Origin of the sequence: Corynebacterium camporealensis, assembly GCF_000980815.1 — a bacterium.
Taxonomy (GTDB): Bacteria; Actinomycetota; Actinomycetes; order Mycobacteriales; family Mycobacteriaceae; genus Corynebacterium; species Corynebacterium camporealense.
In genome coordinates this window covers 437,899-451,573 of the sequence record NZ_CP011311.1, presented here as the reverse complement: position 1 = coordinate 451,573, position 13,675 = coordinate 437,899, and the positions used below count along the sequence as shown (strand labels likewise).

At 62.4% G+C, this 13,675-nt stretch carries 13 protein-coding genes; 7 read left to right on the top strand and 6 right to left on the bottom strand.

The features are described 5' to 3' along the window. Positions 1-88: 88 nt before the first annotated feature. Together UL81_RS02250 and ppc are read right to left on the bottom strand one after the other, a co-directional pair. Positions 89-1,576 carry a SulP family inorganic anion transporter gene (locus UL81_RS02250; protein ID WP_046453210.1) on the bottom strand — a complete coding sequence of 496 codons (1,488 nt, stop codon included), beginning with the start codon at positions 1,574-1,576 and terminating at the stop codon, positions 89-91. Between the two features lie 24 nt (positions 1,577-1,600). Beyond that, entirely contained in the window at positions 1,601-4,267 is a 2,667-nt protein-coding gene (gene ppc, locus UL81_RS02245; protein WP_035106665.1) for a phosphoenolpyruvate carboxylase, read from the bottom strand. Between the two features lie 115 nt (positions 4,268-4,382). On the opposite strand from ppc, the gene UL81_RS02240 reads away from it, so the two are divergent. From UL81_RS02240 to metX, 3 genes are all read left to right on the top strand, one after another. Further along, complete coding sequence (locus UL81_RS02240) at positions 4,383-4,997, top strand: hypothetical protein (protein WP_035106664.1); 615 nt, start codon at positions 4,383-4,385, stop codon at positions 4,995-4,997. Positions 4,998-5,125: 128 nt separating this feature from the next. Further along, positions 5,126-6,442: an O-acetylhomoserine/O-acetylserine sulfhydrylase gene (locus tag UL81_RS02235; protein WP_035106662.1), complete on the top strand. Its 1,317-nt coding sequence runs from the start codon at positions 5,126-5,128 to the stop codon at positions 6,440-6,442. Positions 6,443-6,449: 7 nt separating this feature from the next. Continuing rightward, the gene (gene metX / locus UL81_RS02230) at positions 6,450-7,589 is read left to right on the top strand and encodes a homoserine O-acetyltransferase MetX (RefSeq protein ID WP_046453209.1); all 1,140 of its coding nucleotides are present in this window, start codon (positions 6,450-6,452) and stop codon (positions 7,587-7,589) included. On the opposite strand, the gene UL81_RS02225 is transcribed toward metX, so the two are convergent. Both UL81_RS02225 and UL81_RS02220 read right to left on the bottom strand, forming a co-directional pair. Then, on the bottom strand, positions 7,586-7,906 hold the full coding sequence (locus UL81_RS02225) for a DUF3017 domain-containing protein (protein ID WP_035106660.1): 321 nt from the start codon (positions 7,904-7,906) through the stop codon (positions 7,586-7,588). The genes metX and UL81_RS02225 overlap by 4 nt on opposite strands. After that, on the bottom strand, positions 7,907-8,764 hold the full coding sequence (locus UL81_RS02220; protein WP_035106658.1) for a bifunctional methylenetetrahydrofolate dehydrogenase/methenyltetrahydrofolate cyclohydrolase: 858 nt from the start codon (positions 8,762-8,764) through the stop codon (positions 7,907-7,909). Positions 8,765-8,788: 24 nt separating this feature from the next. On the opposite strand from UL81_RS02220, the gene UL81_RS02215 reads away from it, so the two are divergent. The 4 genes from UL81_RS02215 to UL81_RS02200 all read left to right on the top strand — a co-directional run bounded on the left by UL81_RS02215 (position 8,789) and on the right by UL81_RS02200 (position 11,729). Then, positions 8,789-9,259, top strand: coding sequence for a tRNA (cytidine(34)-2'-O)-methyltransferase (locus UL81_RS02215; protein ID WP_035107012.1), 471 nt, complete (start codon positions 8,789-8,791; stop codon positions 9,257-9,259). Positions 9,260-9,346: 87 nt separating this feature from the next. After that, complete coding sequence (locus UL81_RS02210; protein ID WP_236684492.1) at positions 9,347-9,580, top strand: FeoA domain-containing protein; 234 nt, start codon at positions 9,347-9,349, stop codon at positions 9,578-9,580. Between the two features lie 2 nt (positions 9,581-9,582). Then, positions 9,583-11,481, top strand: a complete 1,899-nt coding sequence (gene feoB, locus UL81_RS02205) for a ferrous iron transport protein B (RefSeq protein WP_035106655.1) — start codon at positions 9,583-9,585, stop codon at positions 11,479-11,481. Then, positions 11,481-11,729: a FeoC-like transcriptional regulator gene (locus UL81_RS02200; protein WP_035106652.1), complete on the top strand. Its 249-nt coding sequence runs from the start codon at positions 11,481-11,483 to the stop codon at positions 11,727-11,729. The genes feoB and UL81_RS02200 overlap by 1 nt, the downstream gene beginning before the upstream one ends. Here the strand turns inward: UL81_RS02200 and UL81_RS02195 are convergent. Together UL81_RS02195 and UL81_RS02190 are read right to left on the bottom strand one after the other, a co-directional pair. After that, positions 11,710-13,149, bottom strand: coding sequence for a PH domain-containing protein (locus tag UL81_RS02195; protein ID WP_046453208.1), 1,440 nt, complete (start codon positions 13,147-13,149; stop codon positions 11,710-11,712). The two genes, UL81_RS02200 and UL81_RS02195, sit on opposite strands and share 20 nt — an antisense overlap. Beyond that, on the bottom strand, positions 13,146-13,613 hold the full coding sequence (locus tag UL81_RS02190; protein WP_236684491.1) for a PH domain-containing protein: 468 nt from the start codon (positions 13,611-13,613) through the stop codon (positions 13,146-13,148). The genes UL81_RS02195 and UL81_RS02190 overlap by 4 nt, the downstream gene beginning before the upstream one ends. Positions 13,614-13,675 lie beyond the last annotated feature (62 nt).

Genomic DNA, 13,675 nt, shown 5'->3' with positions numbered 1-13,675 from the left:
TCAGCCAAATCTGTGGATAACTGACGCCATTGAGTCAAAACTGCGAGTTATCCACAGGCGAAAATCGGATTCTGTGGCGTGAAAAGGGCTAATCGTGTAGAAGGCCTTGGAGCCTTTTGAGGCGCTGGAGGCTGGGGCCGTCGAGGCCGGCGAGGTGAACTGTCTTGCCCTTGGCATCGAATTTGCGAGTGATGGAATCCAGGGTGGCAACAGTCGAGGCGTCCCAGATTTCGGCACCGCTTAAGTCGATGACAATCTCGTCAGCAGTATCGAGGTAGTCGAATTGGTAGACCAGGTCGTTGGACGAGGCCCAGAAGAGTTGGCCGCGCACAAAGTAGGTGCGCGGGGAATCCGAGTCGGACTTGGTGACGGTGACCAGGTGGGCGACGCGGCGGGCGAACATGAGCGAGGCGGTGACCACGCCGAGGACAACGCCGATGGCGAGGTTGCCCGTGCCCAGGGTGCCGACCATGGTGACAAACATGACGATGGTCTCCGACAGCGGCATCACACGCAGGGTGCGCGGGTTGAGCGAATGCCAGTCGATGGTGGCAAGAGATACCGCGATGAGCACGGCGGCGAGGGCTGCCATGGGGATGTGGCCGACGACATCGCTAAGCAGCAGCACGAGGATGAGGAGGAAGAGGCCGGATAGCAGCGTCGATAAGCGGGTGCGGGCGCGGGATTCGCGGACGTTGATCATGGTCTGGCCGATGACGGCGCAGCCACCCATGCCGCCGAAGAGACCGGCGACGATGTTGGCGATGCCTTGACCGTAGGCTTCGCGGGTTTTGTTGGAGTGGACGTCGGTGATGTCATCGACAAGCTTGGCGGTCATGAGTGATTCCATGAGGCCGACGACGGCGAAGGACAGGGCGTAGGGGGCGATGATTTCTAGGGTTTCGAGGGTGAGCGGGACATCGGGAAGCAGGAGCGCGGGAAGGGTCGAGGGCAGCTCGCCCATGTCGGCGACGGTGGGGACGCCGGCGTTGGTGAAGTAACTAACCACGGTGACCGCGATGACGGCGATGAGCGGGGCGGGGATGGCAGTGGTGAGCTTTGGCCATGCGAGCATGATGACGATGCCGAGCAAGGCTAGTGGGTAGACCGCCCAGGGGACGCCGATGAGGTGGGTGAGCTGGGCGAAAAAGACGAGTAGGGAGAGGGCGTTGATAAAGCCCAGCATGACCGAGCGGGGAATGAAGCGTTGCAGCTTTGCGATGCCCACCGCCCCCAGCAGCAGCTGCAGCGCCCCACCGAGCAGGACGGTGGCGATGAGGTACTCGACGCCGTGGTTGGCGACGACGGGTGCGACAACGAGCGCGATGGCGCCGGTGGCAGCGGAAATGAGGGCGGGGCGGCCGCCGCAGAAAGAGGTGACGACGGCGAGGATGACGGAGGTGTAGAGGCCGACGGCGGGGCTAACACCGGCGAGGATGGAAAAGGCGATGGCCTCCGGGATGAGGGCTAGGCCGACGACCAGGCCGGCGAGGACCTCCGTGCGCAGGCGCTGGAAAGAAGAAAAGGCGTGCGCTAGGGAGGCCCAGGTGCCGGTGGGCGCTGGCTGCTGTGTCATAGAGCCATATCTTAAGCCTTGGTGTTAGCCGGCGTTGCGCAGGGCGGTGGCCAGGCCGTTCATGGTGACCTGGATGGTCTTGGAGACCAAGAATTGGTCGTCGCCGCCGCGGTAACGGCGCAGCAGCTCAAGCTGGATGGCATTGAGCGGGAGCAGGTAGGGGTAGCGACGGCGCAGGGAGCGGGCCTGGCGCTGATTTTCGGAGACGAGGTCCTTATTGCCGGTAATGCGCAGGTAGACGTCGCGAGTGAGCTCGAATTCGCTGGCGATGAGGTTGTAGATGCGATCGGCAATCTCGGGGTCGTCGACGAGGTTGGCATACAGGCGGGCGAGGTTGATTTCGGCCTTGGCCATGACCTGAGCCATGTTGGAGAGCACGGAGCGGAAGAAGGGCCAGGAGGTGTAGAGATCCTGGAGTTCGGCCCAGCGGTCGTCGGGGTTGTCGGCGGCGTCGACCCAGCGGGAGACGGCGGATCCGACGCCGAACCAGCCGGGGATGTTGGTGCGCGACTGCGACCAGGACAGCACCCAAGGGATGGCGCGCAGGTCGGAAATGGCGGTGGTCTGCTTGCGGGCTGCGGGGCGGGAGCCGAGGTTGAGGTCGCCGATTTCGTGCAGCGGGGTGGACTGGGTGAAGTACTCGATAAAACCGGGGTCTTCGATGAGTTCGGCGTAGCGGCGGCCAGACTCGGCGGCGAGTTCGCGCATGATGGCATAGGCGCGGTCAGGGTCGGCGATGGGCTCGGTATCCAGCAGGGATGCCTCGAGTGCGCCGGAGACGAAGGCTTCGAGGTGGCGGCGGGCGGTTTCGGGGGCGCCGTACTTGGCGGAGATGACTTCGCCTTGTTCGGTGATGCGGACCGAGCCGCTGACGGCACCCTTAGGCTGGGCGAGGATGGCGTCGTAGGTGGGGCCGCCGCCGCGGCCGACGGCGCCGCCGCGACCGTGGGAGAGGCGCAGTTCGATGTTGTGGGTGGTGCAGAGATCGACGAGGGCGAGTTCGGCATCGTAAAGCGCCCAGTTTGCCTGGAGGTAGCCTCCGTCTTTATTGGAATCGGAGTAGCCGAGCATGACTTCCTGGATGTCGCCGCGGCGGCGCAGATGTTCGCGATACAGCGGCAGGGCCCAGAGCTTGTCCAGGATGCCAGCACCAGCCTGGAGATCGTCGATGGTCTCAAATAGCGGGACGATGTCCATGTCCTGCAGGCCGACTTCCTTGAGCAGAATCATCGGCTCGAGCAGGTCGGAGGCGGCACCGGTCATGGCGACGATGCAGTGCGAGATAGCGCGCGGGCCGAATTCTTGGACGGCGGCTGCGGCGGCACGGAAGATGCCGAGCTCCTTGGTGGTGATTTCGCTGAACTGCTCCTCAGCGCCTGGGAACAGCAGCGGGCGTGGGGTGGATAGTTCGCTGGTGAGCAGCTCAACTTTGGCGTCTTCGGACAGCTCGGCGTAGTTCTCGCTAAGCCCCGCGGCGCGGAAGATTTCGGTGAGAACGGTTTCGAAAGATTCGGAGTTCTGGCGCAGGTCGAGGGTGTAGAGGTGGAAGCCGAAGGTCGTCACAGCAGAACGGATGCGGGCCAGCCGGTCGTCGGCGATGATGTCGTCGTTGTTGCCGCGCAGGGAGCGGTCGATGACATCCAGGTCGCGGAGGAAATCCTCCGGAGCAGCATAGGGTTCAACGGATGCCTCGGAGCGCGGGTCCTCGACGCGAGCGAGGGTCGCGCGCATGCGGGCGCGGATACCGTAGATGGCGCGACGGTAGGGCTCGTCGACGCGGGATTCCCAGTCGTTGTGGGCGGCATCGGCAAGCGCGAGCAGCTCCGTGGAGCAGGAAGAATAGCGGTCGGAGAGCGATAGCTCGCGCTCTAATTCGCCGAGCTCGTCGACGTAGAAGCTCAGCACCGTAATGGCGGCCTGGCGGGTGGCATAGCCCAAGGTGTCAGCGTTGACATAAGGGTTGCCATCGTGGTCGCCGCCGATCCAGGAGCCGGGCCTGACGACGGGAGCATCGGGAAGCTGCAGGCCAAAGGTTTCACGCAGGCCGTGGCGGACGGCGCGGTTGAGGGCAGGAACCTGGTCGAGCAGGGACTTTTTGTAATAACGCAGGCCGACATCGACCTCGTCTTCGAGGGTCGGGCGGGCGATGCGAATGAGCGCGGTCTGCCACAGCAGGGTCATGCGCAGGTACATTTCGCGTTCGATGTCTTCGAGGTTGCCGCCGCGGTGGACTTCGACAAGCAGTTCCTTGATGCGGGTCTGGGTGTCGAAGACGGTGCGGCGGCGGGTCTCGGTGGGATGGGCGGTCAGCACCGGGGCGACATGGGCGCCGCGGACGACCTGGGCGGCATCGGCAGGCGAGACGCCCTCGTCGCGCAGCTTGGCAAAAGTCTTGCGCAGCGACACCGGGGCGTCAGTGGACTCATCATCGAGGTCCTCCGCCAAATTTGCCAACAATGCAAAGTAACTAAAAGAACGCGCAACGAGATTGGTCTTAGTGATGTCCAGATCGCGGAAAATCGCCATGAGATCTTCGGGCTGGGCGTCGCCGTGGGCTACATCGAAAGCCATCCGGCGGGTGGATTCGACCAGCTCAAAGACTTCTTCGCCTTCCTGCTGAGCGATGACCCGACCCAGCACGCGGCCGAGCAGGCGGATATCTTCACGAACTTGATCCGGAGCAGCTGACACGTCGATGCCCTTTCCATAGCGAGTTTTGCGGAATTAACTCACCAATGTATCCCATATCACTTTCCTGCGGATGGTTCTTAATACAATGGATACGCACTCTGAAAGGATTTTCTCTATGACCCCTCCCTCTCAAGGCCCTGGACGCGGCGGCGCACTGGCCGCGTTGATTATTTCCATCGTGTTGCTCGTTGCGGCCATCGGCGTCGCGTTGTGGGTGTTCCTCTCCCCCGGCGGCGGTGACGACATCGCCCAGCCGCTGACCCAAGACGAGGTCACCACAGAAAACGCAGCAGAAACCACTGAGGAAACGACCGAGGAGGCCACGGAGGAAGAAACCGAAGAACCAGAGCGCGTCACCGAAACTGTCACGGAAGAAGCCGAGCGTGACGACGACTTCAGCGCCCACCCGGGCCTAAGCGCTGCGGGCTGGGACTTTACCCCCGGCACCCGCTGTAGCGGATCCGAAACCTTGCTCTATGCCGGCACCGGTGGCGACGGCACCGTGACCGTCTGCCAGGATGGCTCGGGCAACATGACCTACCGCGGCCAGATGTTCGGCGGCGACTACTCCACTGGCGTTTCTGCCGGCGGTTCCAATCCTGCCGCGGGCCGCTACGTCGTCCCAGCGGATCCTGCGACCATCATCATCGATGGTGGAACCCTGCGCGTCACCCAGGGCGGATCGACGCTGAATCAGGCAAGCTTCTCCGACTACTACAACAGAGGTTAGCCAGCGCCTAACCTCCGGGGCCATAACGAAATCTATTGACCGCTCTGTCTAATTTTATTCACTCTCCACGCTGGGGTTTTGAGTGAAGTAGATCGAGTTACATACCGCTTGGTCTAGTGTTGCGGAGCATGACGACGAAATACGACAACTCCGCATCCGAAAACTGGTCCCTCGCTACTCGCACGCTGCACGCTGGTCAGAACCTCGACGGTTCGACCAACGCCCGCAACGTCCCGATTTACCAGACCACCTCCTACGTCTTCGATTCCGCTGAGCACGCCGCCGCGCGCTTCAACCTGTCGGACCCGGGCCCGATTTACACCCGCCTGACCAACCCGACCCAGGACGCACTCGAGGCACGTCTGGCATCCGTCGAAGGTGGCGTGGCCGCCGTGGCTTTCGCATCGGGCCAGGCTGCTGAGACCGCAGCGATTTTGAACCTCGCCGCAGCTGGCGACCACATTGTGACCTCCCCGCGCCTCTACGGCGGCACCACTACCCTGTTCACCGTCACCCTGCAGCGCCTGGGCATCGAGGTCTCCCTGGTGGAGAACCCGGATGACCCGCAGTCCTGGGCGGACGCGGTGCGCCCGAACACCAAGGCTTTCTACGGTGAGACCTTTGGCAACCCGGTCGCTGACGTGCTCGACATCCCGGCTATCGCGGAGGTCGCTCACACCAACCAGGTTCCGCTGATTGTGGATAACACCATCGCTACTGCTGCCCTGGCCCGTCCGCTGGAGCTGGGCGCAGACATCGTGGTTGTTTCCACCACCAAGTTCTACTCCGGCAACGGCTCGGCTGTGGGCGGCGCAATTATCGATGGCGGCACCTTCGACTGGACCGTCGAGCGCGACGGCAAGCCAGTCTTCCCGTACTTCACCACCCCGGATGCCGCCTACCACGGTCTGGTCTACGCCGACCTGGGCGCCCCAGCCTTCGCGCTGAAGGCTCGCGCGGGCCTGCTGCGTGACACCGGTGCTGCGATTGCCCCGTTTAACGCCTGGATTACCCTGTCGGGACTGGAGACGTTGACCCTGCGCATCGCAAAGCATAATGAAAATGCTCAGGCTGTCGCGGAATTCCTGGAAGGCCACGACAAGGTCGCCAAGGTCAACTACGCGGGGCTGGATTCTTCGCCCTACAAGGAGACCAAGGAGAAGCTCGGTTACGACTACACCGGCTCGGTGCTGTCTTTCGACATCAAGGGCGGCAAGGACGAGGCCTGGGCATTTATCGATGCCCTTAAGCTGCACTCCAACCTCGCCAACATCGGCGATACCCGCTCCCTGGTCGTGCACCCGGCAACCACCACTCACTCCCAGTCGGATGAGGAGGGCCTGCGTGTGGCCGGCATTAACCAGGCAACCATCCGCCTGTCGGTGGGTCTGGAAGATATCAACGACATCATCGCCGACCTCGAAACTGGCTTCGCAGCCGTCTAAATAACCCATGATTCCGGATTTGGTTGAGGCAGGCACGCTGGGCCGGGTGGGCATCGGCAGCTATAGCACCGAAGCAGGCGTCACCATTGACGATGCTGAGATTGCCTACCAGCGCTGGGGCAGTTTTGCTGGCGATGCCCACGGCAACAACAACATCCTGCTCATCGAACATGCCCTCACCGGTGATTCCAACGTCGCCGACTGGTGGGGCGACCTGGTCGGCCCGGGCAAGGCGCTCGATACCAACCACTGGTGCGTGATAGCCACGAATGCCCTGGGCGGCTGCGGTGGTTCGACAGGACCTTCTTCTCCTCATCCGGATGGCGGGCGCTGGGGTTCGCGTTTCCCGGCGCTCTCGATTCGCGACCTCGTCCACGCCGAGCACGCATTCCTGAACAAGCTGGGCATTTCCCGCGTCCATGCCGTTATCGGCGGTTCCATGGGCGGTGCGCGCACCTTGGAATGGACGCTGCTGTATCCGGATGCCCTCGACGCGGCGTGCGTGATCGCCGTATCCGCCCGTGCGTCTGGCTGGCAGATCGGAATTCAGACCGCGCAGATTTCTGCGATTGAACGCGATCCTTTCTGGCACGGCGGCAACTACTACGCCACGGACAAAGTGCCTGCCGACGGCCTTGCCGCCGCCCGCCGCATCGCGCACCTGACCTACCGCGGTGAGCTCGAAATCGACGAACGCTTTGGCACCCAACCCCAACGCGGCGAGAACCCACTGGGGCCTTACCGCGACGACAACCAGCGCTTCGCCGTGAATTCCTACCTGGATTATCAGGCCAGCAAACTCATTGAGCGTTTCGACGCCGGCTCCTACGTCGCCATGACCGAGGCTCTTAACCGCCACGACATCGGCCGCGACCGCGGCGGACTCAACAAGGCGCTTGCCAGCTCACAGGTCCCCACCATGGTCGTCGGCGTGGATACCGATATCCTCTACCCCTACCACCAGCAAGAACACCTCTCTCGCAATCTTGGCAACCTGCTGGCGATGGCCAAGGTCGTCTCCCCTGTCGGCCACGACGCCTTCCTCACCGAGTCCCGGCAAATGGATCGCGTCCTGCGTAACTTCCTGAGACTCTCCTCCCCCGACGGCCCCGCGCCGGAGCCGCTGGAAAGCGAGTACTACATCTAACTTCCCAGGGCGTCGACGGAGTAAGCCAGGAAGACCATCAGTCCGCCGAGGGCGGCGGTGTAGATGGCGTCGAAACTGCGGGAACGCACGGCAAGGATGCCGACGCGGCTGGAGTCACAGGTCAGGCGCACAACGGATAGCCATAGCAGCGACAGGCCTAAGACGAAGGCGGCACGGCGCCAGTGGTTGGTGATTGCGAAAAAGCCCGAGGCAGCTACGCCGATAACCACGAGTGCGATGGCCACCCACTGCACCGCTGGTGACAGCGGTGACGCCGGCAGATCAACGTCGTGCGGATTGGATAGCTGGGCGCGCATTTAAGCTTCGGCGGCCATCTTCTCGGCGGTTTCAACCACGTTGTAGACCAGGAAGGCGCGGGTCAGCGGGCCGACACCACCTGGGTTCGGGGAAACGTAGCCGGCTTTGTCCCAGACGTCTTCGGCGACATCGCCAGCCAGCTTGCCGTCCACGCGGGAAACGCCGACGTCGAGGATGGCAGCGCCTTCTTTGACCATGTCAGCGGTGAGCATGTGGGGCTTGCCAGCGGCGGCGATGATGACATCGGCCGCGCGGGTTTCGGCAGCCAGGTCCTTGGTGCCGGTGTGGCACAGCGTCACGGTGGAGTTTTCGCTGCGGCGGGTGAGCATCAGGCCAATCGGGCGACCGACGGTGACGCCGCGGCCGATGACGACAACCTTCGCGCCATCAAGTTCGACGTTGTAGCGGCGCAGCAACGAGATGCAGCCATTCGGGGTACACGGCAGCGGAGCTTCCTCATTGAGCACGAGCTTGCCCAGGTTCACCGGGTGCAGACCATCGGCGTCCTTGGCCGGGTCGATCTTTTCCAGAATGCGATTTTCATCCAGGTGCTTCGGCAGGGGCAGCTGCACGATGTAGCCGGTGCAGGCGTCGTCGTGGTTGAGCTCATCGATCACTGCTTCCAGCTCTTCCTGGCTGATATCCCCCGGCAGGTCCTTGCGGATGGAGTTGATGCCGAGCTGCTCACAATCGCGGTGCTTCATCTTCACATAGGAATGCGAACCCGGATCATCGCCCACCAGCACGGTTGCCAGGCCCGGAGTAATCCCTTGTTCTTTGAGCTTTTCTACGCGCTTGCTCAAATCCTCGAAAATTTCATCGCGGTACATCTTGCCATCTAGTTTGGTTGCGCTCATGGCCTCCATCCTAGACTTATGCACATGAGCAAGCTGCACATCGTCTTCGATAATCCTGTGATCCCCACCAACACCGGCAACGCGATTCGCACCGCCGCGGTGACGGGGGCGAGCCTGCACCTAATTGAGCCGCTGGGATTCAACTTCGACGACAAGCACTTAAAGCGCGCCGGCCTGGACTACCATGACTTGGCTGACCTGCAGATTCACTCTGATTTCGACGCCTGCATGAATGCGCTTCCCGATGCCCGCGTCTTCGCCTTTACCACCCAAGCCACCACCTGGTTCACCGACGTTGAATACCAGGAAGGCGATGTGCTCCTCTTTGGCACCGAACCGACCGGCCTGCCGGAAGAACACCGTAATCACCCGCGAGTCACGCAGGAAGTCCGCATCCCCATGGTCCCGGCGCGCCGCTCGATGAACCTGTCTAATTGCGCCTCCACCGCCGTGTACGAAGCATGGCGCCAGCTAGGGTTCGACGGTGCGGTCTAAATCACAAAATTTAGACTAGACAAACCCACCTTTGGTAAGCGTAACCTAAGCTTAAAATAGTTTCGCTGTTAAAGAAGGTGGTTGCTCGTGACCGTCACCAGCCAATCCGCCGCGACCCTCCCCATCGGGTGCACGGTTACCTTGGGCCCGCAGTGCCTCAACTGCGACGCCTCCCTCGCAGTTCGCCTTGGTGAGCTGGGCATTCGCCCCGGCGCGACCCTGACTTTCGGCCCGCGCGTGGCCGGTGGGGCACGCCTGGTGTCGGTGAGCGGGTGCAAGTACGCCATCGATAAGCACACGCTCAATTCCATCGCGGTGTAGACATGAGTGCACCATCCTGCCATGGCGATCCTGGGGGTTCGCTCGCGCCTGCCGATGCCCACATCGTCGCCCTCGTCGGCGCCCCCAACTCCGGCAAATCCACACTTTTTAACGCACTGACCGGCGCCCGCGCGCAGACCGGCAACTGGCCCGGTACCACCGTCGAGGTCAGCCGCGGTGCCCTGCGCACCGAGCATGCCACCTACGACCTCATCGATTTCCCGGGCACTTATTCTCTCGATCCGCTGAGTCCGGATGAAGAATTAACCCGCAACATGCTCATCGATTGCCCCGCATGTGAGCGCCCTGACGTGGTCATCGTCGTCATTGATGCCACGGCTGTTGCCCGCGGGCTCAACGTCGCCCTCCAGCTCGCCGAGCACCCTTATCGCCTGGCCATTGCCCTGACCAAGACTGATGTTGCGGCCAAGCAAGGGGTCACCGTGGATGCCGCAATGCTTGCCGATGCCACCAGCATCCCCACCTTCGTCATCAACGGCCGCCACCGCCAGGGCCTGGACGAACTGCGCGATTACCTCCAGCATGCCCTGTGTTCCGAGCCGGTCGTGTTGCGGGAAGACACCTCGCTCGAAACCCGCTTTGCTGACCTCGATGCCGCGGCGAAGGCGTGCGTGCACCAGGTGGAGTCCAAGCCGACGCTGAGCCAACGCCTTGACTCCGTAGCCCTGCATCCGGTTGCCGGTCCCCTGCTGTTTATGGCCGTGATGTGGGTGGTCTTCCAGATCACCACCACCGTCGCAGCACCCTTGCAGGACGGACTCGAAGCGCTTGTCAGCGGACCGCTAAGCGATGCCGCCCGCTCCGTGATCACCCAACCACTGCTGCAAGGGCTCATCGTCGACGGGCTCATCGGCGGTGTGGGCATGGTGCTCACCTTCGCCCCGCTGATGGCATTGATGTTTGCCTGCCTGGCCTTTTTGGAAGACTCCGGCTACATGGCCCGGGCCGCCGTCGTCACCGACCGCGTCATGCGCGCCATCGGATTACCGGGCAAGGCATTTATCCCGATTGTCGTGGGCTTTGGCTGCAACGTGCCTGCCATTTCCGCCACGCGCGTGCTGGGCAATCGCCACCACCGCATCATGACCGCGTTGCTCATCCCCTTCGCGTCCTGCTCGGCGCGCCTGGTGGTCTTCGTGATGCTGGCCTCGACTTTCTTCCCCGAGCACGCCGGCAGCGTCGTTTTCGCCATGTACGTCATCTCCATTGCCCTACTCGTGGGCGTCGGACTGATTCTGCGTAAAACGCTCTGGCGCGCCATCCCCCAAGAACCCCTGGTCATCGATCTTCCGACCTACCAACTGCCCACCGCGCGACTGACCGCCGCGGTCACCTGGACCCGCCTGAAAGGCTTCTTGCACACTGCCGGCGGCATCATTGTTGCCACCGTGGTCGCCGTGTGGTTGCTCATGGCGGTGCCGGCCGGGGCATCGTCAGGTATGAACCCGGAACCCGAGGACTCCGCCTTCGGTGCAATCTCGTCGACCATCGCGCCGGTCTTCGCCCCAGCAGGCTTCGACTCCTGGTCGCTAACCGGCCCGCTGCTGACCGGATTCGTCGCGAAGGAAGCACTGATTTCCACCTGGGCACAGACCTATGCCGTCGACGATGTCACCGACGCCGAACCCGACGAGCAAGCCTCCAGCCCGCTTAGCGAACACGTCCGCGCCGACTTCGAACAGGCCTCCGACGGCCACCCGCTCGCCGCGGTGTGGGCCTACATGCTGTTTCTGCTCGCCTACACCCCGTGCGTGGCCACCCTGGCTGCCCAAAGACGCGAAATCGGCTGGCGCTGGACGATGTTCGGCTTCAGCATCCAACTAGCCTCCGCCTGGGTGCTCGCCGTGGCCGCCTTCCAAATCCTGAAGGTGTTCCTCTAATGAATCCTCTCGCCGCGGTTCGCTCCGCCATCACCCAGGGCGCGACTTCCCGGGCACAGCTTGCCGATGCCACCGGCCTCGAACCCGGCACCATCACCCTCATCCTCGAGCATTTGCAGACCACGGGTGAGTTGGACGTCGAAAAGCTCGGCGGCTGCCCCAGCACCGGCTGCGGTTCTTGTGCACTCTCCTCGCACTGCGCTGGACCAACGCGTGGGCCGGTGCTGCTTAGTCTGCGACGGCGTTAAGTTCGGGCAGGTCACGCTGGCGGAGGTGCTGGAGGAGGTCGTCGGCGTCATCGGCAAGCAAATTTCTGCCCATCATGCCCACTGGACCCGTAACCAACTCAAAGCGGACTGATGCCAAGCCCAACAACTGGTCGATGGGGCCTTCCTTGTAGGTCAGCTCCTGAATGTGGCTGGTCTCGATGACGGCCACGCGGCGGCTCAAGCGACCATCGTGGGTAATGGCAATCTCCGGCAACAGCGTAACTGCCTGCTGCGCGCGGTCAATCGGGCTTGCCCACCACGCTTTGCGCGGGGAGGTGTACGTCGGCTGGGTATGGCCCTCCGGTTGGGCATAGGCCTCAATCTCTTCCGCAGTCAGCGGGCTGACCAGCTCGTAGACGCGCATCGCTTGTTCCCTATTACCGACCGGCAAAATACGCGTCGACCCCGACTGCTTGTCCGTCGCACTGCCATAACCTGCGACGTTGACGCGGACTTCGTACCATCCGGCCATACGCCACAACAACGGCTGAGTGACCTCCACGGCATGGATGCGCTCCAGGCGAATGCTTTGGCGACGCCTATCCGCCAGACCATAAGCAATATTGAGTACCCTATCGCCGCTGTCATTGGTATCGACGTTTGCGTTATAACGCCAAGAGGCATTCACACGTCCCCACACCGCGGGAACCGAACCGACTAAGAACGCAATCATCGCCGAAGCGCCCAGGGGGCTCCACCAGAAGAACGCGAACAATGCGATGACCAGGAATGTCGTAAAACGCAACGCCTCCGACGCCAGCGTCCGCGTGGTCGGAATCGGCGACACAACTTCCTGCGGCTGGCTCGCACGCGGTGCTTCTTCTACTGCTTCGACGCCGGTTTCCTGCTCGATGTCTTCTGCTGCATCCCCTTCTCCGCTTTGGTGCTCGACGTTGACGTCGAGCGGCGCGGTAGGTTCACCCGCCACGCGCTTGAGGATGTCGCGGCGAAGTTGTTCAGCGTCGTCTTTGCGCAGGTAGGCGACCTCAATGGAAGAGGAATTGCCGCCGGCGGTTTCGACGCGGACGGCGGCGAGGCCGAAGATGCGGGCGATAAGAGGCTCGACGACATCGACAGCTTGCGTGCGGTCATAACGAGCCGTGCGCAATTGCGTGGAGATGAGGCCGCGGCGCAGCGAGAGTTCTTCATCGCTCAGCATGTAACCCATGCGCCGCCACCACAGGCCAGAGACCCACCAGATGAGCAGGCACACCACGACGAAAATGCCCAGGCCAATGAGTGTTCCCCAGATGGCTTGGGAGTTGCCGCTGAAAAAGTGCGCGATATCCGACAGTGCCTGCAGGTTGAGATTAACCACCAGGACTGCGAGCAAGGCCAAGATGACTGACCAGAACTGCAGCAGCGGGGTGAGGCGATGAACGCGATGGTATTCGTTCACAGACCGCTCATCCTCTCCCGGGCCTGTTCTGCCAGGCGTTCGCGCAGCGCATCAGCCTCTTCGGCGGGCAAGCCGGGGACTGATGCATCCGTGCCTGCCGATGCCGTATGCAACTCCACCGTCTTCAACCCAAAAGACCGCTCAATCGGGCCGGCCTGCACATCGACGAACTGGATACGGCCATAAGGAATCACAGTAAAGCTATGCCACAGCTTGCCGCGGGTAATCAGCAGCTCATCGGAGGTTTCCAGCCAACCGGTATTGCGCACCTGCGCCGGAATGAGCCAGACCAGCCACAAGCTATACGCCACGAACACACCGGTGGCGATATACCACCAGTTACCCCACAAAAACACCGCGCCCAGACTCAGCGCGATGAGGATAACCATAAAGATCAGATTAGAGATATAGCGCGCGGGCACCAGCTTCGGCGAGACCGGGTTCATATCGGCAGCGGTTTTCATGCGCTTAGCCTAACATCCGTTCTTCCTTGCGCTCGACGTGTAGAAATCTACGCGAACGCGTT